The following is a 20,811-nucleotide window of genomic DNA, read 5'->3' on the forward strand; positions in this document are numbered from 1 at the left end:
CACCACCTTGTCGAGTCCTGACCCGAACGTCGACCTGAGAGGGTCGGTTCTGGCCTACCGTGAACGTGACGTTCGGAGGGCTCCGGGCGACCACCAGCGACCGGATGCTCCCCCGGTCGCGCCGAGCAGGCCCCGGCAACCGGATGCGTCGGGGCCTGCTCGATGCCCTCCCCCGTCAGGCCGGCTGCGGGGTGCGCGTGCCCGTGGGCACGGGCTGGGGCGGCGGCGGACCGACGTAGCGCGCGGCCGGGCGGATGATCTTCGGGTCGCGGCTCTGCTCGAGCACGTTCGCGGTCCAGCCGACGACGCGGGCGACGCAGAAGGTCGGCGTGAACATCGACGGGTCCAGGCCGGCGAGCTTCATGACGACGCCGGCGTAGAACTCGACGTTCGCGTGGAGCTCGCGCCCCGGCTTGAGCTCGGCGAGCGCGTGCTCGATGGCGTCCTCGACACCGACCGCGAGGTCGACGAGCGGGTCGTCCCAGCCGCGGGCGATCTGCTTGAGCATCTCCGAGCGCGGGTCACGCGTGCGGTAGACCGCGTGTCCGAAACCCATGATCCGGTCGCCGGACCCGATCCGGTCACGCACCCAGCCGTCGGCCCGGTCCAGGGTGCCGATCTCGTCGAGGGCCTCGAGCGCGCGGCTCGGGGCACCGCCGTGCTTCGGGCCGGAGAACGAGCCGATGGCGCCGACGAGGCAGGCCGCGAGGTCGGCGCCGGTGCTCGCGATGACCCGCGCGGTGAAGGTCGAGGCGTTGAAGCCGTGGTCCATCGTCGCGACGAGGTACTGCTCGACGGCGCGGGCATCACGTGCCGAGGGCAGCTGCCCGGTCACCATGCGGAGGTAGTCCTCGGCGTGGCCGAGCGTCGGGTCGGCCGGCACGGGCTCGAGCCCGTGGTGGAGACGGTGCGCGGCGGCGAGGATCGTCGGGGTGACGGCGACGGCCGCCAGGGCCGCTGCGGCCTTCTCGTCCTCGCCGCAGTCGTAGAGCGGACGCAGGCCCGCGACGCCGCCCCACGCGGACAGCGCCGTGCGCAGCACCTGGAGCGAGTCGGTGGTCGTCGCGCAGATGGCGGGGAGCAGGTCGGCGAGGCCCTGCGGCATGACGCGCAGTCGGCCCACCTCGGCGGTGAAGGCCGCCAGCTCGGCGTCGTCAGGCAGGTGGCCGCGCTCGAGCAGGTGCCAGGCCTGCTCGAAGCCGACCTGCTCGGCGAGGTCGACGGCGGAGTACTGCCGGTAGTGGAAAAAGCCCTCGTCGCCGCGGACGTCGCCGAGCTCGGTGTCGGTGACGACGACCTTGGCGAGACCCTTCGGGACGGTGATGAATCCGGTGGGAGTGGTGGACATGGGGTCCTCCTTTCAGGTTCACTCGTCACTGTCAGCGATGTTGATCAACATCGTCAATGTTGATCGCGTCAACGGTTGACGCGATCAACCCCAGGCACCCGGAGGCGACGTGACGACCGCACCAGGCACGTGGATCACGACGTCCGAGGCCGCCCAGCGACTCGGCGTCAAGCGCGCCACCCTCTACGCGTACGTCAGCCGGGGACTGCTGCGCAGCGAGCGCCGACCGGGCCAGCAGGAGAGCCTCTTCGACCGCGCGCAGATCGACGCCATGGCCTCGGCGACCCGTCCACCGGGCGGCCCCCAGCCGGTGCTGCGCTTCCGGAGCATCGCCACCGCCGTGAGCCGGCAGGCCGAGGGCGAGCTCTTCTATCGCGGGCGCCCGCTGGCCGAGGTCGTCGCCCTGGCGTCGCTCGAGGAGGCGGCCGCCGTCGTGCTGGGGACGTCGGTGCCGCAGGCCCTCCCGGTCGTGCCGCGCACGGCCGACATCGACCTGACGGCCCTGCCCCTCGAACGCCGGATGCCCGTCGCCGTCCAGCTGCTCGCGGCGGCCGACCCCTTCGCCTCGGACACCGACCCCGAGCGGGTGCCGGCCGCAGCGCTCCCGACGCTGCGGGGTGCGCTGACGCTCGTGGCCGGCGCCGGCCCCGGTCCCACGCGTTCCGAGCCCGAAAGGCCCGCAGGGCTCACGGGGCTCACCGGGCTCACCGGGCTCACCGGGCTCACCGGGCTCGTGCTGGCGGCGCTCGGCGGGTCGCCCTCGGCGTCCGGCGACGTCGCCGTCCTGCGGGTGCTCCTCGTCGCACTCCTCGACCACGGGCTCACGGCCTCCACCGTCGCCGCGCGGGTCGCCGCCTCGACCCGCGCCGGGCTCCACGACTGCCTGTCGGCCGCGTATGCCGCGATGGCCGGACCGCTCCACGGCGCGGCCCCCGTGGCCGCCCACGCGCTCCTCGCCGAGGACGTCGACCCCGCCGTGCTCGTGGCGCGGTCGCTGCGCGATCGGGGCGGGGTGGCCGGCTTCGGCCACTTCCTCTACCCCGAGGGCGACCCTCGGGCCGACGTCGTGCTCGAGGCCCTGTGGAGACGGCGCGGCACGACCCGCCTGCGCCGCCGCGTCGACGCGCTCGCGAGGCTCGTCGCCGAGCGCACGGGCGCGCTGCCCAACATCGACCTCGCGAGCGCCGCCGTGCTCCACGCCCTGGCCCTGCCGGCCGAGTCGGGCGAGGTGGTCTTCCAGGTGGCCAGGTCGGTCGGCGTGGCCGCCCACGTCGTCGAGGAGTATGCCGAGGAGCCGTTGCGCTGGCGCGGCCGCGACCCGCAGGGCTGAGGACCCGCAGGGCTGAGCTACGCCCGTTGGTCGAAGACGTGCCGTCGCACCCAGGCGTGCATCGCGATGGCCGCGGCCGCGCCGGCGTTGATCGATCGCGTCGAGCCGAACTGCTCGATGTGCAGCACGGCGGCGCACTCGGCACGCATCGGCTCGGACAGCCCGGGGCCCTCCTGGCCGAAGACGAGGACGCACCGGCGCGGCAGGTCGAACGTCTCGATGGGCACCGACCCCGGCAGGTTGTCGACCCCGAGCAGGGTGAGGCCCTCCGACCGCGCCCAGACGGCCAGCGAGGTGGCGTCCGGGTGGTGCTGCTCGTGCTGGTATCGGTCGGTGACCATGGCGCCGCGCCGGTTCCACCGCCGCCTGCCGACGATGTGGAACGCCTTGGCGCCCATGGCGTTGGCCGTGCGGATGACCGACCCGATGTTGAAGTCGTGACCCCAGTTCTCGACGGCGACGTGGAAGTCGTGGCGCCGGGCGTCGAGGTCGGCGACGATCGCGTCGTGGCGCCAGTAGCGGTAGGCGTCGACGACGTTGCGTCGGTCGCCGTGCTCGAGCAGCTCGGGGTCCCAGTGCTCGCCCGAGGGCCACGGACCCTCCCACGGCCCGACACCGACGACAGCGCCCGGTTCGGTCGGTTCGGTCGGCTCGGTCGGCTCGGTCGGCTCGGTCGGCTCCGTAGGCTCGGTCGGCTCCGTGAGCTCGGTCGCGGTCTCACCCCCTTCAGGCGATGCCACGGGTCCCCCTCCGGTTCATTCTGGTGTCACATCCGATGCCCGGAAGACTAACGACCGGGCGCACGGCCGGACGACGGCGCCTCGGCCGACCAGGTGGCGACAGGAGACCTGCGATGCGACCCACGACCCCGACGACGACCCGGCGACCGTCATGAGCACCGCGGCCGTCGTCATCCTCATCGTGCTGCTCGTGCCGATGCTCGGGATCCTCGCCTGGATGGTGGTCACGGCCTCGATGATCAAGGTGCCGGCGGGCGCCCTGGGGCTCGTGCTGCGGAACGGGAGGGCGACCGACCACGCCCTGACGCCGGGCCGGCACTGGGTGCCGCTCCTGCGCAAGACGATGGTCGTCGAGTACCCGTCGGTGGAGATGGCCTACCGGGCCGGCGAGGACGCCTCGTCGGCGGCGTCCCAGCTCGACCGCACCGGACCCAGCCTCAGCTGCGCCCTCGGCGACCGGGCCCTGGCCGACGTCGCCTACACGGTGCGCTACGCGATCATCCCCGAACGGCTCCGCACCGTGCACGAGAGGTTCGGGCCCGAGGGCGTCCACGGCCTCGTCCGGGACGAGAGCGGCCGGGCGATCAGCCGGGCGCTCAGCGACCCCGCCATCACCGTCGAGAGCCTCTTCGGTCGCGCCCGGTCCGACACCGAGACCCGGCTCGCCGAGGCCGTCACCGCTGCCCTGGAGGAGCACGGCATCCGCGTCGCGGGCTTCGTGCTCGGACCGGTCGACCTCGGCCGCACCGGCGAGGTCATCCAGGCCACCGTGCGCGCCGGCTTCGAGCTCGCCCTCGAGGAGGCGGAGGCGGCCACCCGGATCGCGCAGGCCCAGAACGACGGCCGGCTCGCGCAGGAGATCACGACCGCGCGCGAGGACGCCTGGCGCTACCGCGAGACCGACCTGTGGCGCGACCTCGTGCAGCGCTCCGACGGCGTGCAGGTGGGCCGACGGCGTCCTGGCTACGGCCCCGGCAGGATGGGGCTCACGGTCCGTGAGGACCCCGCCACCGCCCAGCCCGACGCCGCCGCCGCCGCCGCCGACCAGCCTCCGATCACTGAGCCGCGATGAACCGCGAGGGCTCCTTCGTCGACCGTCTCGTCGAGATGGTCGCCGTGCTCGTCCTCGGCCTCGCCACGGTGGGGACCGCCTGGTGCGGCTACCAGGCCGCCCAGTGGAGCGGGAGGCAGAGCACCGCGACGAGCACGTCGACCGACCAGCGCGTCGAGGCCAGTCGGCTCTTCGGTGTCGCGACCCAGAAGGTCAGCTACGACAGCAGCATGATCGCGCAGTACGCGCAGGCGGTGCAGGCGAAGAACACCGAGCTCGTCGCGTTCTACCGCGCGACCCTGATCCGCGAGGAGATGCTCCCGGTCATCGACCGCTGGGAGGCCGAGATCAGGGCCGGCGGCACCCCGACGAGGCTCATCGACGACACGAGCTACATGGACGCCCAGCTCGGGCCCTACCAAACGGCCACCGCGAAGGCCGACGCGTCGAGCAAGCAGGCCCTGCAGGCGGGAGACACCTCCCACGAGTACGTCATCAACACGATCCTGCTCGCCGTCGCGCTCTTCTTCTCCGGCGTCCTGTCGAGCTTCCGCTACCGACCGGCACGGATGCTCCTCGTCGTGGCCGCGATCGCGACCGTCGCGGTGGCGGCCGTGAACCTCGCCGACCTTCCCATCGCCTGAGCGCGCGCCCGCAGGCGCGGAACGGGATCAGGAGGAGGACGGCACGTGCGCCGTCGTGTCCGCATGGCGTCCACGACCCCGAGTCTCCGGCAGGTGCCGCCGCTCCTCCTTCGCTCCCGCGTCCATCGTGAACCGGCCCCGGGCGCCGACGGAAGGGACGTCGTCCCATCGATATCCCTTCGAGACCCGCTCGAGACCGACAGCGCGCTGACAGCGCGGATTCAGCCGCTCCCGGGCACACGGCATACCCTGTCACCCATGCACGCACTCGCCGCCCTGCCGGCCGTCGTCCCGGCCCTCGGCCCCAAGTGGATGGATCCGACCTACCTGCTCGAGCAGTACGGTGCCGCCTTCTTCTGGATCGCCGTCGCCATCGTCTTCATCGAGTGCGGACTGCTCTTCCCGATCCTGCCCGGCGACTCCCTCCTCTTCGCCGTGGGCCTGTTCATCGCCACCGGCCAGGTGCACGTCAACCTCGGCGTGGCGATCGTGATCCTGTGCGCCGCGGCCTTCCTCGGCAACGTCGTCGGCTACGAGATCGGGCGGGCCATCGGCACACCGCTCTACGAACGCGACGGCCGGATCCTCAAGAAGAAGTACTTCGACGAGACCACGACCTTCTTCGACAAGCACGGCAACAAGGCCCTCGTCATCGGCCGCTTCGTGCCGATCGTGCGCACCTTCATCACCGTCGTCGCCGGCGTCAGCCGGATGGACCGCCGCCGCTTCTTCACGTGGAGCGCGGTCGGCGCCGTGCTCTGGGCCGCCGGCCTGACGCTCCTCGGATACTTCCTCGGCCAGGCGTTCCCGTGGCTCACCGACAAGCTCGAGATCGCGGTCCTGCTCATCGTCGCCGTCTCCGTCGTGCCGATGGCCTACGAGTTCGTCAAGCACCGCCGCCAGGCCAAGGCCATCGCGGCCGAGACGGCCGACGCCGCCGGCGACATCGCCGACGCCGCGACGGGCAGCGACCGCACCTCCTGACCTACCCGCACGTCTTGGCGTGATGTCCTGACGCGCCGCCCGTGCCCGGAGCACACTGGTGCTGCAGGGGCGATGGGAGGACGTCATGGACGCAGCGACCGAGACCCCGCAGGCCGGGTCCGACCTCGGCGGTGCCTACCGCCGCAGCGTGCACTGGTGGACGCAGCAGGTCGCCGCCGTCGCCGACGACCAGTGGGACCTGCCGACGCCGTGCAGCGAGTGGACGGTGCGCGACCTCGTCAACCACGTCGCCGGTGAGGACCTCTGGACGTCCCCGCTCATGCGCGGCCGCACGATCGCCGACGTCGGCAGCCGGCTCGACGGCGACCTCCTCGGTGAGGATGCCCGGGGCGCCGCCACCTCGGCCGCGACCGAGGCCGTCGGCACCGTCGACGAGACCCTCCCGTCACACGGCACCGTGCAGCTGTCCTACGGCGAGGAGTCGATGGACGAGTACGTCCGCCAGCTCGTCGCCGACCACCTCGTGCACGGCTGGGACCTCGCCGTGGCGATCGGTCGGGACCGCAGGCTCGACCCGGGCCTCGTCGCCGAGGTGGCGGCGTGGTTCGACGGCATGGAGGAGGCCTACCGCTCCGGCGGCGCCGTCGGACCGCGTATGCCGTCCGGTGGCGACCCGCAGGCCGACCTCCTCGCGCGCTTCGGGCGGGATGCGGCGTGGGGCCCGGCGCACGCGGGTTTCACCGCGTTCGTCGCGGCGTTCGGGCGCGGCGACGTCGAGGCGATCATGTCGCTCATGACCGACGACTGCGTCTTCGAGGCCACGGGGCCCGCGCCGGACGGCATACGGCACGAGGGGGCGGCCGACGTGCGCTCGGTGTGGGAGTCGCTCTTCACCGAGACGGGCAGCCCGCTCTTCTCGGCCGAGGAGTCCTTCGTCGCCGGCGACCGAGGGGTGCTGCGCTGGCGCTTCTCCTGGGTCGCCCCCGACGGCTCACCCGGGCACGTCCGCGGCGTCGACGTCGTGCGCCTGCGCGACGGCAAGGTGTGCGAGAAGCTCTCCTACGTCAAGGGCTGACGCCCACCCCCGCGGTCAGGCGCCGGGCGTGCCCGGGCCGGCCGAGTCGGACGTCGGGTCGGGCTGGGCCCCGCCGGGGGCCTGGGCCTGCGGCAGGGCGCCGGGCGCGCCACCGGGCTGCGTCGACGAGCCGCCGACGGCACCGGGCTGCGTGGACGCCGAGACGGCCGGGCCGCCGGAGCCACCGACGGCGTCGCCCCCGAAGGACACGCTCGGGGCGACGGCCTCGGTGGCAGGGGTCTCGAAGTACTCGGCGCGCTTCACTCCGGCGATGTTGGCGACGATGTTGGACGGCACCGACTCGACCTTGGTGTTGAGCTCGCGCACGAGGGCGTTGTAGTAGCGGCGCGAGCTCGCGATGCGGTCCTCGGTGCTCGTCAGCTCCTGCTGGAGGGCGAGGAAGTTCTGGTTGGCCTTGAGGTCGGGGTAGGCCTCGGCGACGGCCATCAGGCGGCCGAGCGCCTGGCTCAGCTGGCCCTCGGCCTGAGCCGCGGCGGCGGGGGTCGATGCACCGGACATCGCGGCCGACCGGGCCTGCATGACCTCTTCGAGCGTGCCGCGCTCGTGCGACGCGTAGCCCTTGACCGTCTCGACGAGGTTGGGGATGAGGTCGTGGCGGCGCTTCAGCTCGACGTCGATCTGGCGCCAGCCCTCCTCGACCTTGTTGCGCAGGCCGATGAGGCCGTTGTACATGACGACGCCGACGACGGCGAGGAGCACGACGAGGCCGAGCAGGATCCAGACGATGATCATGGGTACTCCCGATAGAGGGCGGCGGGTCGGTGGCCGGTCGAGCCGATCCTAGTGCTGGCAGCACGCGGGCGGACCGGGTCGCTGGTGCGACGCGGGCTCCGCTCCCCCGGTTCCTGTCGGTGCGGGGTCCTAGCGTGGGCCCATGACGACGCTCCGGTTCACGGCCGACCTGTGGCGCTGGGAGGCGCAGACGGGGTGGTTCTTCGTGACGGTCGGCGCCGACGCGTCGGCGCGCATCCGCGAGGTCCCTCGCCCGCCTCGCGGCTTCGGCTCGGTGCGCGTGCGGGCGACGGTCGGGGCCACGTCGTGGACGACGTCGGTCTTCCCGGACTCGAGCCGAGGCGCCTACGTGCTGCCCGTCAAGAAGGCGGTCCGCCGGGCCGAGGGGCTCGGCGAGGGAGACCCCGCCGACGTCGTCCTCGAGGTGCTCGAGTGAGCAGCCCCGGTCCCCCGGCCCGCAACCGGGTCGACCCCTTCGGCGACGTCGTCGCCACCCCCGGACGCGGCGAGCTGATGGGCAACCGGGGCCGCCTCCACGACGGTGCCGGCACCCGTGACGTGCGCCGGCACCACGTCGGACGCGCGTGGATCACGTGCCTGCTCGACTTCCGCGACCGCCGCGTGCGGCAGTGGGACGCCGGCCACTACACGCCGCTGTTCTTCCTCGACGAGGCCCTCGCCCTCGCGGCCGGGCACCGTCCGTGCGCCGAGTGCCGTCGGGCCGACTTCGGCCGGTTCCGCGACCTCGTGGCGACGGCCCACCGCACGACCCACCTGCCGGCCCCCGGACTCGACCGGTTGCTGCACGACGAGCGCTGGGACCCGCGGCGGCGCACCCGCCGGCTGCACGCGTACGCCTGGGGTGACCTCCCCGACGGCACCTACGTGCTGCTGGGGTCCGGTCCCGCCGTCGTCACCGCCGGCGGCGTGCTGCCGTGGCTCCCGAGCAACGCGTATGCGGACACGCCCGTCGAGCGCCCCCGCACCGGCATCGCGACGGTGATCACGCCCCCGTCGTCGGTCGCGGCCCTGCGGGCGGGGTTCGAGGTGCGCGTCGAGCGAGGCCCGGACGGGTCTCAGGCGAGCCCGAGCTCCTCGAGCGAGAACGCGTAGCGGTACTCCACCCCGGCCTCGGCCGTGATCCGGTCGCCGGCCCCGGTGGCGCGGTCGGCGATGGTGGCGACGGCGACGACCTCGGCGCCGTCCTCGCGGGCGGCCTCGACGGCGGCGAGCGGCGAGGCACCGGTCGTCGTCGTGTCCTCGACGACGAGCACCCGGCGCCCGGTGATCGACGGACCCTCGATGCGCTGCTGGAGGCCGTGCGCCTTGCCGGCCTTGCGCACGACGAAGGCGTCGAGGCGCTCACCGGCGGCCGCGGCCGCGTGGAGCATCGACGTCGCGACGGGGTCGGCGCCGAGCGTCAGGCCACCGACGGCGGCGTACGTGAGGTCCTTGGTCAGCTCGCGCATGACGATCCCGACGAGAGGCGCGGCCTCCCCGTCGAGGGAGATGCGGCGCAGGTCGACGTAGTAGTCGGCCTCCTTGCCGGAGCTGAGGGTGACGCGACCGTGGACAATCGCCTTCTCCCGGATGATCTCGAGCAGGCGGGCACGGGCAGCGGCGGTGTCAGTGACGGTCACGAGGCTCCATCGTAGGGCCCCGGGTCAGTCGGGCCGCCCCCCGAACTCCCACTGGTGCACCTCGATGCCGACGTACCGGCCGGGCGAGAGGACCTCGCGCGCCCGGTCCGCGTCGGGCGCCTCGAGCAGGACGGCCATCCCGAGGACGAAGGCGGCGTCGTCGGACAGGAGCGGCCCGCTGGCGATGAGCGCCTCGCCCTGTGGTGGCTCGACGGCGTCGGCCAAAGGCTCCAGGGTGAAACCGATCACGAGGTAGCGGTCCAGACCCGGTCGGCCGTCACCGAAGTCCCACATCGTCCGCCCGAGCGCGTTGTGCCACCGCCGCAGCAGCACGTCGCGGTAGGCGCCGGCCTGGTAGCCGGGCTCGTCGAAGGCGAAGGCGCGGGCCGATGCGGGATCCGGCAGGTCGAGGACGTGCACGCTGCCGGTCAGCGTCCCGTCGCTGGTGAAGGTCGGCCCGCGCGCGATCATCGTCGCCGCGAAACGGTCCATGTAGGACCAGTGCTGCTCCACGATCCGGCTCCGCAGCGGTGTCGACCCGGCGCGGTCGCGGTGGTAGCAGAAGAACTCCATGCGCCCAGCGTCGCCGAGGCTCGGGGCCCGCGCAACGGACGGTGAGACCGAAATGCGCTGTCCGAGGGCGGCTGAGCGGTGATAGACATCCGGCGTGACGAGCGCCCTCGAGTTCCCCGACCTGCTGCGCCTCATCGACGAACGGTCGGCGGCCTTCCGCGCGGCGGTGTCGCGCGCGACGAGCCTCGACCTCCAGGTGCCGACCTGCCCCGAGTGGACGCTGCTCGACCTGGCGCGCCACGTCGGCGAGGGGCGACGCTCCTGGGCCGCCACGGTCGCCGCCGGCCCCGCCGCGACCTCCCGCATCCGGCCGCCGACGGACGGGGACGCGGCCGCGCCGCGGGAGCCCGAGGCCCTGGACGCCTGGCTCGCGACGTCGACCGGGCTGCTCCTCGACGCGCTGCTCGAGGCAGGACCCGAGCGCGGCGCCTGGACGTGGTGGGGCGACTCGCAGTCGCCCCGGACGTGCGGCGCCGTCGCCCGGCACCAGCTCCAGGAGGTCGCCGTGCACACCTACGACGCCCAGCTCACGGCCGGCGTGCCCCAGCCCCTCCCCGACGAGGTGGCCCTCGACGGCGTCGAGGAGTTCCTCCTCACCTGCTGCGCCACGACGAGCCCGTGGCCGCACGAGCCCGCCGTCGTCGACTACGAGGCGACCGAGGGTCGCTCGTGGCGGCTCCGGGTCTCCGCCGACGGCGCACGCACGGCCAGCCGGCCCGAGACCGGCGGTCCGGGGGCCGCGGACGAGGCCCGCGAGACGGTCGATGCCCGCGTCACCGGCACGGCGAGCGAGATCGTCCTCGCCGCCTTCTACGGCCGCCGTCCGCTGGAGACAGTGACGATCGAGGGTGACCGACGGGTCATCGACCGGCTCATCGCCTGGGAGCCCGCGTAGCGCCGACGGTCAGCGGCGGACGAGGCGGGCCCGCCGGATGACCGAGCGCGGCACGACGTGCAGCAGACCCACGATCGCCTTGTACTGCAGACCCGGCACCGAGACGACCCGGCCCTTGTCGACGTCGTCGAGGCAGTCGGAGACGAGTCGCGTCGGGTCGAGCCACATGAACTCGGGGCCGGGCTTGCCGATCCCGGCTCGCTGCTGGAACTCGGTGTTGGTGAAGCCGGGGCAGAGGGCCGTCACGGTGACGCCCGACCCGGCCAGCTCGCTCGCGAGCCCCTCGCTGAAGGTCGTCACCCATGCCTTGGCCGCCGAGTAGGACCCGGAGGCGATGAAGCCGGCCACCGACGAGACGTTGACGATGCGTCCCCGCCCGCGCTCGCGCATCGCGACGCCGGCCGCGTGCGACAGGACGAGCACGGCCCGCGTGAGCACGTCGAAGGCGGCCTCCTCGACGGCGACGTCGTTGCGCAGGAAGCTGCGGCGCTGGCCGTAGCCGGCGTTGTTGACGAGCACGTCGACGGGACGCTCCGGGTCGGCCACGCGGTCGGCGACCGTCTGCAGGGCCGACCGGTCCGAGAGGTCGGCGACGAGCACCTCGGCCGTGACGGCATACGTGCTCGTCAGCTCGGCGGCGACGGCGTCGAGACGCTCGCGGTCGCGGGCGACGAGGACGAGGTCGTGCTGCCGGGCCGCGAGCTGGCGCGCGAACTCGTGTCCGATCCCGGCGCTGGCGCCGGTGACGAGGGCCGTGGGTCGCGTCGCGCGCGGTGCAGTCATGTGGCTCACCCTAGGCACCAGCCGTCGGCGGGGCGGTCTAGGGTGACCGACTGTGCGCATCGCCACCTGGTACGTCAACTCCATCCGATCCCGCGTCGACCGCGTCACCGCCTGGCTCGAGCGCAGCGACGTCGACGTGCTCGCGATCCAGGAGACCAAGGCCCGCGCGGACCAGTTCCCGCTCGAGCGCTTCGAGGCCCTCGGCTACGAGGTGGCCCACCACGGCCTGAGCCAGTGGAACGGCGTCGCCGTCGTCTCCCGCGTCGGCCTCGAGGACGTGCGCGTCGGGTTCGACGGGATGCCCGGCTGGAGCGACCCGGCGGCGCCCGAGGCGCGCGCCATCAGCGCACGGTGCGACGGCGTACGCGTGTGGTCCCTCTACGTCCCCAACGGCCGCCCGCTCGACGACCCCCACCTCGTCTACAAGCTGAGCTGGCTCGAGGCACTGGCGGCGGCCGGACGTGGCTGGCTCGCCGAGGACCCCGAGGCGCAGATCGCCCTGCTCGGCGACTGGAACATCGCCCCGACCGACGCCGACGTCTGGAGCGTCCCTTATTACGAGGACAAGACGCACACCTCGCCCGGTGAGCGAGCGGCCTTCCAGGGGGTCGTCGACGCCGGCTTCAGCGACGTCGTGCGCCCGCACACGGACGCGCCCGGCACCTTCACGTACTGGGACTACACGCAGCTGCGCTTCCAGAAGCGCCAGGGCATGCGGATCGACTTCGCGCTCTGCTCCCCCGCCCTCGGCGAGCGCGTCGTCGGGGCCGCCATCGACCGCGAGGAGCGCAAGGGCAAGGGCGCGTCCGACCACGCCCCCGTCGTCTTCCAGGTCGGCGAGGCGTCGGGGTCCGACGCGTGAGGCGCCACGACCGCCGTGGCATCGTCACGCCCGACGGCGCCATCCTCTCGGTCCACACCCACGTCGACCCCGGGCTGCCGCCCGAGGCGCCGACCCTCGTGCTGGCACACGGGTGGGCCGTCAACCACGAGAGCTGGCTCCCGGTCGTCGAGGAGCTCGCCGACGAGCCGGTCCGGGTCGTGCTGTGGGACCAGCGCGGGCACGGGCGCTCGACGATCGGCCTGCGCCGGGCCGAGCTGGCCTCGATGTCGGTCGACCACACGGGACGCGACCTCGACGTCGTGCTCCGCGCCGTCGTGCCGCCGTCCTCCCCCGTCCTGCTCGCGGGGCACTCGATGGGTGGCATGACGGTCATGGCGCTGGCCCGGCAGCGGCCCGACCTCTTCGGCTCGCGCGTGCGGGCGGCGCTCCTCGTCGCGACCGCGTCGTCCCACGTCTCGCTCGGCGACCGCACCGGAGAGGCCGCCGTGATGCGCCTCGCCGTCAAGGGCCTGCCCCTGCCGCCCGGCGGCAACGCCCGGATCCGCGCTCTCGTGCGGGCGCTCTTCGGCGACGGTGCCGACCCCGCGGACGTCGAGACGGCCTGCGAGCAGGTGGCCTCGACGACGCTGACGACCTTCGCCGCGTTCTACGGCGCGCTGCTCACCGTCGACCAGCGGGCGGGCTTCCCCGCCCTCGAGCGCGTGCGGGTCGCCATCGTCGCCGGCCGTCACGACCCGCTCATGCCCGTGACCCGGGCACGCGCGCTGCGCGTCGCCCTGCCGCACGCGACGTTCGTCGAGATGCCGAAGGCCGGTCACATGCTGCCCTGGGAGGCCACCGAGGTCGTGGCCGACGAGGTGCGCGGGCTGCTCGCCGAGCTGAGCACCCAGCCCGTCCCCGTCTGAGTGCTCAGAGGGCGACGAAGCGCGGTTCGTCGGCGTCGTCACGCTCCGCTGCAGTGCCCCGGCCCGCCACGCCGAGCGTGAAGGCCACGGCGGACCCGAGCAGGGCGGCGATCGCACCGCCGAGGAAGACCGTCTGCACCTGGACGACGCCGGCCCCGATGAGGGCGTCGGTGTCGAGCTGGTCCGGCAGCCGCCGCACGGCCTCGAAGTAGCGGTTGAGCCCGATCGACGTGAGCAGCGCGAGACCGACGACCATGCCGACCATCCGGGCGACGACGACGAGGGAGCTCGCCACGCCGTGGGCGTCGGCCGGTGAGTCGGCGAGCGCTGCGTTGTTGACCGGCGCGAGCGCGAGACCCATGCCGAGACCGACGACGACGAGGACGACCGTCGCCGGCACCGTGTCGCCGACCGAGTCGAGCGTCCAGCGCGACATGACGAGCAATCCGGCCCCGGCGAGGAGCAGCCCGACCCCCGCCACCGCACCGTCGCCGAGGCGGCGCAGCGACCACCCGCCGAGGAGGGCCCCGACGGGGACGGCGAGCAGGAAGCGGACGAGGACGAGCGCGGCGCCGGTCTCGTCGTAGCTGTCCGTGAGACGCGCGAGGAGCGGCACGTCGACGACGACGGCGACGAGTGCCGCGCCGACGAGGAGGCTGACGACGAGGGAGCGCAGGCCGCGGGCCCCGACGACCCCCCTCGGGATGAGCGGGTCGGCGGCGTGGCGGTGCCACCACACGAGCGCGACGAGGGCGACGGCGCCGACGGGCAGCAGGCTGTAGCCGAGCGGGCCGACGACCTCCTTCTCGGGGTCGGACGACGCGAAGGTCAGCACGAGGCTGCCGAGCGCGACCGCGACGAGCAGGGCGCCGACGAGGTCGGCCCGGCGCAGCACGGCCCACCACCGGGGAGCCGTCAGCACCGCGACGACGGCGAGCAGCCCGAGCCCCACGACCCCGATCGGCGTCAGCACGCGCGCGCTGCCGGCGAAGGGCACGAAGGGCTCCCCGAGCGCGACGTCGGTGACGAGCGACTCGGGGGCGGCGAGAGCGAGTCCGGTGACACCGAGGCCGAGGAGCAGCACCAGGCCGGTGACGACCGACCGGACGCGGTGAGCCCGCGAGCGCGACCCGGCGGCGACGTCACCCGACCCCGACGCGACCGGGCTGGCACCGAGGAGGTGGATGACGGCATACAGCACGAGGGCGGCGGCGACGTTGAGCCAGAAGATCGCCCGCCATCCCGACCACGCCAGGACGACGGCGCCGAGGACCGGGCCGAGCACCGAGCCGAGCTCCTGCACGGCGCCGACGACTCCGAGCGGCGTGCCCCGGCGGTGCGCCGGCCAGAGGTCCGCGACGAGGGCGAGGGTCGCGGGGACGAGGCCGCCGCCGCCGATGCCCTGGAGCACCCGACCGGTGACGAGCACCGGCATCTCGACGGCGAGCGCCGTGACGGCCGAGCCGACGACGAAGACGAGGAGGCAGCCGAGGAGGATGCGGCGACGGTCGAGCAGGTCGGAGAGCCGGCCGATGAGCGGCAGCACCGCGATGTAGCCGAGGAGGAAGCCGGAGATGATCGGCGTCGCCCGCTGGAGGGCGTCGATGCCGATGCCGACGCCGGCCATCATGTCGGTGAGCGCCAGGACGACGACGTACGTGTCGGCGGCGGCGAGCGCGACCGCCGCCGACGCCGCGGAGAGCAGCGCGAGGCGGTGGGTGGCGGCCGCGGGCCCCGGTGGCGGTGGTGTCGTCACCGGCGCGTCAGGGCTTGGTGATCGTGACGGGCTGGCCGTACTGGTCGAGCGTCAGGGTGTACGTCGACGTCGTGCCGGCGCCGTAGAACGGCCCCGTGATGACGACCTGTCGCAGCTCCTGCGAGTCGGTCAGGCCGTAGGTCGCCTTGAACGTGCCGTTGGGGTCGCCGATGAGGAAGAGGTCGGTGACGGCCTTGCCCGGCACGCTGCCGGTGATCGTCGTCAGCACCTCGGAGCCCTGTCGCACCTTCTCGCCCGCGACCGGGGAGGTCGTCGCGGTGAGGAGAGTCGTCAGCCCCTTGTCGGGGGAGAAGAGGACGGCCGGGTCGGGCAGGCCGAAGGTCTTGGGGTCGATCTTGTTCGTGCCCGGGATGAGGGGCAGCTTGGCGTAGACCTCACCGTCGAGCGAGGTGATCTCGGCGTCGGCCTGGATGCCCTTGAGCGTCACCTTGAAGGTGCCCTTGAACGCGGGCGGGTGCTTGCCCCAGCCGTCGGCCGACACGACACCGCTCGAACCCTGCGGGACGTTGCTGCTCGCGAGCGTGAGGTGCACCGACGGCGCGGCGTCGACCTTGGCCTTGGCGGCCGCGAGCTCCTGCGCCGGCGAGAGCTGCGACGCGCTCGGCGTCGACCCCTCCGGGTCGCTCGAGCAGGAGGCCACCCCGACGACGCAGAGCGCCGAGAGGGCAGCAGCGGCGAGCTTTCCCGTGATGCGCATGGGGGTCAGGCTAACCGAGGAGGCCCGTCGCCTCGGTCCGCCACGGGAATGTGGGTATGGCTAGGGTCGGGGACGATCACGGCGGGACCACCCTGCCACCAGACGAAGGAGCACGAACCCATGGCCCTGCTCGGAGTCATCCTGCTGCTGGTCGGCGCCGGAGCCGGTGTCGTCGCCTACCTGGCGACCCACGCCGCGTCCGGCACGGTCGCCGTCACGGCCTTCGGCTTCACGCGCAACGCGACCCCGCTCGAGCTCGTCGTCTACGGCGCCGCCGCGGTCCTGCTCTTCGCGCTCGGCTGGGCCATGGTCTCGGCCGCGGCCCGGCGCCGCGCCCGCCTGCGCCGCGAGGACAAGGAGACGGCACACATCACCGAGGTCGAGGAGAACGCCGAGGCCGCGCGCCTCGACCACGAGCGCCGCTTCCAGGAGGCCGGGCTGCGTGACGAGGACCTGCGCCGCCGCGAGAGCGAGCTCTCCGCCCGGCACGAGGGGCTCGACACCCGTGAGGCCGAGCTGTCGCGCCGCGAGGCCGAGTGGCGCGAGCGTGAGGGCCCGTCGGTGGCCGACGTCGTGACCGGCCGCGCCGAGGGCAGCGTCCAGGAGGGCACCGCGTCGTGGGCCGACGAGCCGGGTTCGGCGGGCAGCGTCGAGCGCCCGGCCGAGACGCGGGCCAGCCGTCGCGCCGACCGCAGCGACGACGTCGACCCGGCCGACACCACCTCCCCCGACGAGCGCGAGCAGCGCGACTCGACGGTGTGAGGGACCACACCGCCTACGTCTTCGACCTCGACGGCGTCGTCCGGGACTTCGCCCCGGGCGACGCCGACCCCGCGATCGAGGCCGCGCTGGGTCTGCCGGCCGGACACGTCTCGGCCACGGCGTTCCGCAGCGAGCTGCTCCTGCCGACCATCACCGGTCGACGCAGCTTCGACCAGTGGTACGCCGCCATCTGCGCCGCGCTCGAGGAGGTCGTCCCCGAGCCGGCGCGGGTGCGCGAGCACATGGCGCGGTGGCGCGAGCACCGCGGCACCGTCATCGACGAGACCGTCGAGCGCCTCGAGGCCCTCCGGTCCGACGGCCACCGCACCTACGTCTTCACGAACGGCACCGACTACGTGCCGCAGGAGATGGAGCTGCTCGGGATCACCAGGCTCTTCGACGGTCTGCTCAACAGCGCCGACTTCGGCGTCGCCAAGCCGGACCCGCTCGCGTATGCCGCCGCCCACCGCGCCATCGAGGCCGACCTCGGGCGCGTGGTGGCGCGCGACGAGGTCTGGTTCACCGACGACCGCGACGACAACGTGACGGCCGCTCGCGAGTTCGGCTGGGACGCAGAGCTCTTCACCCGCTGATCAGGGTGTGACGGTGCGGGCCGTCAGACGAGGACGAGAGCCTCCCCGTCGGCGTCGACGCCCACCGTGACGGTGGAGCCGTCGCGCACCTCGCCCGAGAGCAGGCCGCGGGCCAGCCGGTCGCCGATCTCGCGCTGGACGAGCCGACGCAGCGGCCGGGCGCCGTAGGCGGGGTCGTAGCCGCGCGCCGCGAGCCACCGGCGCGCGTCGTCGGTGATCTCGAGCGTGATGCGCCGGTCGGAGAGCCGCTCGGCGAAGGCTCGCACCTGCAGGTCGACGATGTGGGCGAGGTCGTCGCGGCTCAGGGCGTCGAAGACGACGACCTCGTCGAGCCGGTTGAGGAACTCGGGCTTGAACGACGAGCGCACGACGCCCATGACCGACTCCCGTCGCGCCTCGGGGCTCAGCGTCGGGTCGGTGAGGAACTGCGACCCGAGGTTGGAGGTGAGCACGAGGATGACGTTGCGGAAGTCGACGGTGCGACCCTGGCCGTCGGTGAGGCGGCCGTCGTCGAGGACCTGGAGCAGGATGTCGAACGTCTCGGGGTGGGCCTTCTCGACCTCGTCGAGCAGGATGACGGAGTAGGGCCGGCGGCGGACGGCCTCGGTCAGCTGGCCACCCTCCTCGTAGCCGACGTAGCCGGGAGGCGCACCGATGAGGCGCGCGACGGAGTGCCGCTCGGAGTACTCCGACATGTCGATGCGGACCATGGCGCGCTCGTCGTCGAAGAGGAAGTCTGCGAGGCTCTTGGCCAGCTCGGTCTTGCCGACGCCGGTCGGGCCGAGGAAGAGGAAGCTGCCGGTCGGCCGGTCGGGGTCGGAGACCCCGGCCCGGGTGCGGCGCACCGCGTCGGAGACGGCTCGCACCGCGTCGGTCTGGCCGATGAGGCGCGCACCGATGTGCTGCTCCATGTGCAGCAGCTTCTCGGACTCGCCCTCCATGAGCCGGCCGGCGGGGATGCCGGTCCAGGCGGAGATGACGTCGGCGATGTCGTCGGCGCCGACCTCCTCCTTGACCATCGGCTCGTCGTCGCCGGTCGTGGCCGCGGCCTCGCGCTCCTGGGCGGTCGCGAGCTCCTTCTCGAGGGTCGGGATGTCGCCGTAGAGGATCTTGGACGCGGCGCCGAGGTCGCCCTCGCGCTGGAGCCGGTCGGCCTGGGTGCGCAGGTCGTCGATGCGGGCCTTGAGGTCACCGACGGCGTTGAGCCCGGACTTCTCGGCCTCCCACCGGGCGTTGAGGGCGGCGAGCTCCTCGGACCGGTCGGCGAGGTCCTTGCGCAGGCGCTCGAGGCGGTCCTTGCTCGCCGCGTCGCTCTCCTGCTCGAGGGCGAACTCCTCCATCTTGAGGCGGTCGACGGCACGCCGGAGCTCGTCGATCTCGACGGGGCTCGAGTCGATCTCCATGCGCAGCCGGGAGGCGGCCTCGTCGATGAGGTCGATGGCCTTGTCGGGCAGCTGGCGGCCGCTGATGTAGCGGTCGGAGAGGCTGGCCGCGGCGACCAGGGCGGAGTCGGCGATGGTCACCTTGTGGTGTCCCTCGTAGCGCTCCTTGAGGCCGCGGAGGATGGCGATGGTGTCCTCGACGGAGGGCTCGCCGACGAAGACCTGCTGGAAGCGGCGCTCGAGCGCCGCGTCCTTCTCGATGTGCTTGCGGTACTCGTCGAGGGTCGTCGCGCCGACGAGGCGCAGCTCGCCGCGGGCGAGCATGGGCTTGAGCATGTTGCCGGCGTCCATGGCGCCCTCGCCGCCGGCGCCAGCGCCGACGACGGTGTGGATCTCGTCGATGAAGGTGACGATCTGGCCGTCGCTGCCCTTGATCTCCTCGAGGACGGCCTTGAGCCGCTCCTCGAACTCGCCGCGGTACTTCGCGCCGGCGATCATCGAGCCGAGGTCGAGGGAGTAGAGGGTCTTGTCGCGCAGGCTCTCGGGCACGTCGCCCTCGACGATGCGCTGGGCGAGGCCCTCGACGACGGCGGTCTTGCCGACGCCGGGCTCGCCGATGAGGACGGGGTTGTTCTTGGTCCGGCGCGAGAGCACCTGGACGACACGGCGGATCTCGGCGTCGCGGCCGATGACGGGGTCGAGCTTGCCCTCCCTCGCCCGGGCGGTGAGGTCCGTGCCGTACTTCGCGAGCGCCTCGAAGGTGCCCTCGGGGTTGTCGGACGTCACGGGACGCCCTCCGCGCAGCTCCGGGATGGCCGCCTCGATGGCATCGGCGTCGAGGCCGAACTGGCCCGTGCGAGCGATGGCGAGGAGGAGGTGGTCGGTGGACACGTAGGAGTCGCCCATCGCCGTCATGTACTGCTGCGCCTGCTGGACGACGCGCCCGGCCGTCGCCGAGAGCTGCGGCTGCTGGGCGCCGCCGGTGACCTGCGGCATGGCGGCCATGGCGCGCTCGGCAGCGGCGGTCGCCGCAGCGACGCTCGAGCCCCCGGCGGTGAGCAGGGCCGGGGTGGTCGTGCCGCTCTGGGCTGCCAACGCGAGCAGCAGGTGTGCCGGCTCGATGTTCGGGTGGTGCTTGCCCGTCGCGGTCGTCGCGGCCTGGGCGAAGGCCTCCTGAGCCTTGTTGGTCAGCTGTAGGTCCATGCGTACTCCTGGTGAGGGATCGGTTCACTGGGATCAACCGGCGCTGACTTGAGTCTATTCCACTCAACTTCGTGCGTCACGGGATGGTGACGTATACCGCCGGGGCGCGCCGCCGCGCCGGCGTGGAGCGGCCCGCCTAAGGTCGCGGGATGGACCGCACCGCCATCGCCGACGAGCTGCGCACCGCGCGCTTCCGCACCACCCAGTTCCGTCAGGGCTACGACGAGGGGGCTGTCGACGACCTCATCGACGGACTCGTCCAGCTGCTCCTGTCGGGCGACGCCGACCACGAGATCGTCGCCGCGGTGGGCGCCTGCCTGTTCCCGACGACGACCGCCCGGCGCGGTTACGACATGGCCGACGTCGACGCCGCCCTCGATCGGGTCACCACCGCGCTCGGCGGGGCGACCACCCCGCCCGGCGACACGAGCGCCGACTCCGGCGTGAGCCCGAACGCCGCCGTGAGCACCCGCGGTGCGTCAGGGCCGGCTGCTCCGCTCCCGTCCGCCGTCACGGAGCCCCCGCGCGGCTTCCTCGCGCGCCTCCTCGGTCGCTGACCTGCCCACGAGTCACTGTCGACCGTCACCTGGAGCGCGCGGCCATCACCGCTGCTCAGTCGTGCGGGTCGGGGTCGTACCAGCCGTCGTGGGCCGCCGCGAGCGCCTGGAAGCGGACGGCATACGCGGGGTCGGAAGGGGTGCGGACGTAGACCGCCCACTCGTGGGCCTCGGAGTCGTCCTCGCCCGCGAGCGCCTCACGCACGACCCGGACGTCGGGCAGCCCCTCTGCCTCGAGCTCCTCGGCGAGCTCCTCGGCGACGTCACGCTCCGGCAGCACGATGAGGTGCTGGGCGTCGTCCGTCGGGCTCACC

Annotated in this window: 23 protein-coding genes; 13 read left to right on the forward strand and 10 right to left on the reverse strand. The window is 73.3% G+C overall.

What is annotated here, in order from left to right:
• Positions 1–175: 175 nt before the first annotated feature.
• Positions 176–1,348, reverse strand: a complete 1,173-nt coding sequence (locus ACSSS0_RS07560) for a citrate/2-methylcitrate synthase (RefSeq protein ID WP_435984616.1) — start codon at positions 1,346–1,348, stop codon at positions 176–178.
• Between the two features lie 109 nt (positions 1,349–1,457).
• On the opposite strand from ACSSS0_RS07560, the gene ACSSS0_RS07565 reads away from it, so the two are divergent.
• A complete protein-coding gene (locus ACSSS0_RS07565; RefSeq protein WP_487230627.1) occupies positions 1,458–2,678 on the forward strand; it encodes a citrate/2-methylcitrate synthase in 1,221 nt (406 codons plus the stop codon).
• A gap of 17 nt (positions 2,679–2,695) precedes the next feature.
• On the opposite strand, the gene ACSSS0_RS07570 is transcribed toward ACSSS0_RS07565, so the two are convergent.
• Positions 2,696–3,418 (reverse strand): TrmH family RNA methyltransferase, encoded by a 723-nt coding sequence (locus ACSSS0_RS07570; protein ID WP_487230628.1) that lies wholly within the window; start codon positions 3,416–3,418, stop codon positions 2,696–2,698.
• A 151-nt stretch (positions 3,419–3,569) separates the two neighbouring features.
• On the opposite strand from ACSSS0_RS07570, the gene ACSSS0_RS07575 reads away from it, so the two are divergent.
• The 4 genes from ACSSS0_RS07575 (at position 3,570) to ACSSS0_RS07590 (ending at position 7,133) form a co-directional block, all read left to right on the forward strand.
• Positions 3,570–4,490 (forward strand): SPFH domain-containing protein, encoded by a 921-nt coding sequence (locus ACSSS0_RS07575; protein WP_487230629.1) that lies wholly within the window; start codon positions 3,570–3,572, stop codon positions 4,488–4,490.
• Positions 4,487–5,113 (forward strand): hypothetical protein, encoded by a 627-nt coding sequence (locus ACSSS0_RS07580; RefSeq protein WP_487230630.1) that lies wholly within the window; start codon positions 4,487–4,489, stop codon positions 5,111–5,113. The genes ACSSS0_RS07575 and ACSSS0_RS07580 overlap by 4 nt, the downstream gene beginning before the upstream one ends.
• A gap of 258 nt (positions 5,114–5,371) precedes the next feature.
• Entirely contained in the window at positions 5,372–6,097 is a 726-nt protein-coding gene (locus ACSSS0_RS07585; RefSeq protein ID WP_435984611.1) for a DedA family protein, read from the forward strand.
• 85 nt (positions 6,098–6,182) lie between these two features.
• Complete coding sequence (locus ACSSS0_RS07590; protein WP_487230631.1) at positions 6,183–7,133, forward strand: TIGR03086 family metal-binding protein; 951 nt, start codon at positions 6,183–6,185, stop codon at positions 7,131–7,133.
• 15 nt (positions 7,134–7,148) lie between these two features.
• Here ACSSS0_RS07590 and ACSSS0_RS07595 read toward each other — a convergent pair whose 3' ends face one another.
• On the reverse strand, positions 7,149–7,886 hold the full coding sequence (locus tag ACSSS0_RS07595) for a LemA family protein (RefSeq protein WP_435984609.1): 738 nt from the start codon (positions 7,884–7,886) through the stop codon (positions 7,149–7,151).
• A 142-nt stretch (positions 7,887–8,028) separates the two neighbouring features.
• Here ACSSS0_RS07595 and ACSSS0_RS07600 point away from each other — a divergent pair, with 142 nt between their 5' ends.
• Positions 8,029–8,322, forward strand: a complete 294-nt coding sequence (locus ACSSS0_RS07600) for a DUF1905 domain-containing protein (RefSeq protein ID WP_487230632.1) — start codon at positions 8,029–8,031, stop codon at positions 8,320–8,322.
• The gene (locus tag ACSSS0_RS07605; RefSeq protein WP_487230633.1) at positions 8,319–8,999 is read left to right on the forward strand and encodes a hypothetical protein; all 681 of its coding nucleotides are present in this window, start codon (positions 8,319–8,321) and stop codon (positions 8,997–8,999) included. Before ACSSS0_RS07600 ends, ACSSS0_RS07605 begins: the two co-directional genes overlap by 4 nt.
• Here the strand turns inward: ACSSS0_RS07605 and pyrE are convergent.
• Complete coding sequence (gene pyrE / locus ACSSS0_RS07610) at positions 8,963–9,526, reverse strand: orotate phosphoribosyltransferase (RefSeq protein WP_056772055.1); 564 nt, start codon at positions 9,524–9,526, stop codon at positions 8,963–8,965. The two genes, ACSSS0_RS07605 and pyrE, sit on opposite strands and share 37 nt — an antisense overlap.
• A 24-nt stretch (positions 9,527–9,550) precedes the next feature.
• The gene (locus tag ACSSS0_RS07615) at positions 9,551–10,099 is read right to left on the reverse strand and encodes a YciI family protein (protein WP_487230634.1); all 549 of its coding nucleotides are present in this window, start codon (positions 10,097–10,099) and stop codon (positions 9,551–9,553) included.
• Between the two features lie 94 nt (positions 10,100–10,193).
• On the opposite strand from ACSSS0_RS07615, the gene ACSSS0_RS07620 reads away from it, so the two are divergent.
• Positions 10,194–10,994, forward strand: coding sequence for a maleylpyruvate isomerase N-terminal domain-containing protein (locus ACSSS0_RS07620; RefSeq protein WP_487230635.1), 801 nt, complete (start codon positions 10,194–10,196; stop codon positions 10,992–10,994).
• Positions 10,995–11,003: 9 nt separating this feature from the next.
• On the opposite strand, the gene ACSSS0_RS07625 is transcribed toward ACSSS0_RS07620, so the two are convergent.
• Positions 11,004–11,777 carry an SDR family NAD(P)-dependent oxidoreductase gene (locus tag ACSSS0_RS07625; RefSeq protein ID WP_435984604.1) on the reverse strand — a complete coding sequence of 258 codons (774 nt, stop codon included), beginning with the start codon at positions 11,775–11,777 and terminating at the stop codon, positions 11,004–11,006.
• A 52-nt stretch (positions 11,778–11,829) separates the two neighbouring features.
• Between ACSSS0_RS07625 and ACSSS0_RS07630 the strand changes: the two genes are divergently transcribed.
• Both ACSSS0_RS07630 and ACSSS0_RS07635 read left to right on the forward strand, forming a co-directional pair.
• Entirely contained in the window at positions 11,830–12,639 is an 810-nt protein-coding gene (locus tag ACSSS0_RS07630; RefSeq protein ID WP_487230636.1) for an exodeoxyribonuclease III, read from the forward strand.
• Positions 12,636–13,526 carry an alpha/beta fold hydrolase gene (locus tag ACSSS0_RS07635; protein WP_487230637.1) on the forward strand — a complete coding sequence of 297 codons (891 nt, stop codon included), beginning with the start codon at positions 12,636–12,638 and terminating at the stop codon, positions 13,524–13,526. Before ACSSS0_RS07630 ends, ACSSS0_RS07635 begins: the two co-directional genes overlap by 4 nt.
• A 4-nt stretch (positions 13,527–13,530) precedes the next feature.
• On the opposite strand, the gene ACSSS0_RS07640 is transcribed toward ACSSS0_RS07635, so the two are convergent.
• Positions 13,531–15,282, reverse strand: coding sequence for an MFS transporter (locus ACSSS0_RS07640; RefSeq protein ID WP_487230638.1), 1,752 nt, complete (start codon positions 15,280–15,282; stop codon positions 13,531–13,533).
• A gap of 7 nt (positions 15,283–15,289) precedes the next feature.
• Positions 15,290–16,000 carry an LppX_LprAFG lipoprotein gene (locus ACSSS0_RS07645; protein WP_487230639.1) on the reverse strand — a complete coding sequence of 237 codons (711 nt, stop codon included), beginning with the start codon at positions 15,998–16,000 and terminating at the stop codon, positions 15,290–15,292.
• 120 nt (positions 16,001–16,120) lie between these two features.
• Here ACSSS0_RS07645 and ACSSS0_RS07650 point away from each other — a divergent pair, with 120 nt between their 5' ends.
• On the forward strand, positions 16,121–16,762 hold the full coding sequence (locus ACSSS0_RS07650; protein ID WP_487230640.1) for a hypothetical protein: 642 nt from the start codon (positions 16,121–16,123) through the stop codon (positions 16,760–16,762).
• Entirely contained in the window at positions 16,759–17,355 is a 597-nt protein-coding gene (locus ACSSS0_RS07655; protein ID WP_487230641.1) for an HAD family hydrolase, read from the forward strand. Before ACSSS0_RS07650 ends, ACSSS0_RS07655 begins: the two co-directional genes overlap by 4 nt.
• A 23-nt stretch (positions 17,356–17,378) precedes the next feature.
• Here ACSSS0_RS07655 and clpB read toward each other — a convergent pair whose 3' ends face one another.
• Positions 17,379–19,940, reverse strand: a complete 2,562-nt coding sequence (gene clpB, locus ACSSS0_RS07660; protein ID WP_487230642.1) for an ATP-dependent chaperone ClpB — start codon at positions 19,938–19,940, stop codon at positions 17,379–17,381.
• 149 nt (positions 19,941–20,089) lie between these two features.
• On the opposite strand from clpB, the gene ACSSS0_RS07665 reads away from it, so the two are divergent.
• A complete protein-coding gene (locus tag ACSSS0_RS07665) occupies positions 20,090–20,497 on the forward strand; it encodes a DivIVA domain-containing protein (RefSeq protein ID WP_487230643.1) in 408 nt (135 codons plus the stop codon).
• Positions 20,498–20,552: 55 nt separating this feature from the next.
• On the opposite strand, the gene ACSSS0_RS07670 is transcribed toward ACSSS0_RS07665, so the two are convergent.
• Entirely contained in the window at positions 20,553–20,810 is a 258-nt protein-coding gene (locus ACSSS0_RS07670) for a hypothetical protein (RefSeq protein WP_435984595.1), read from the reverse strand.
• Position 20,811: the final 1 nt, after the last annotated feature.

This window comes from Terrabacter sp. R4-6 (genome assembly GCF_057529065.1).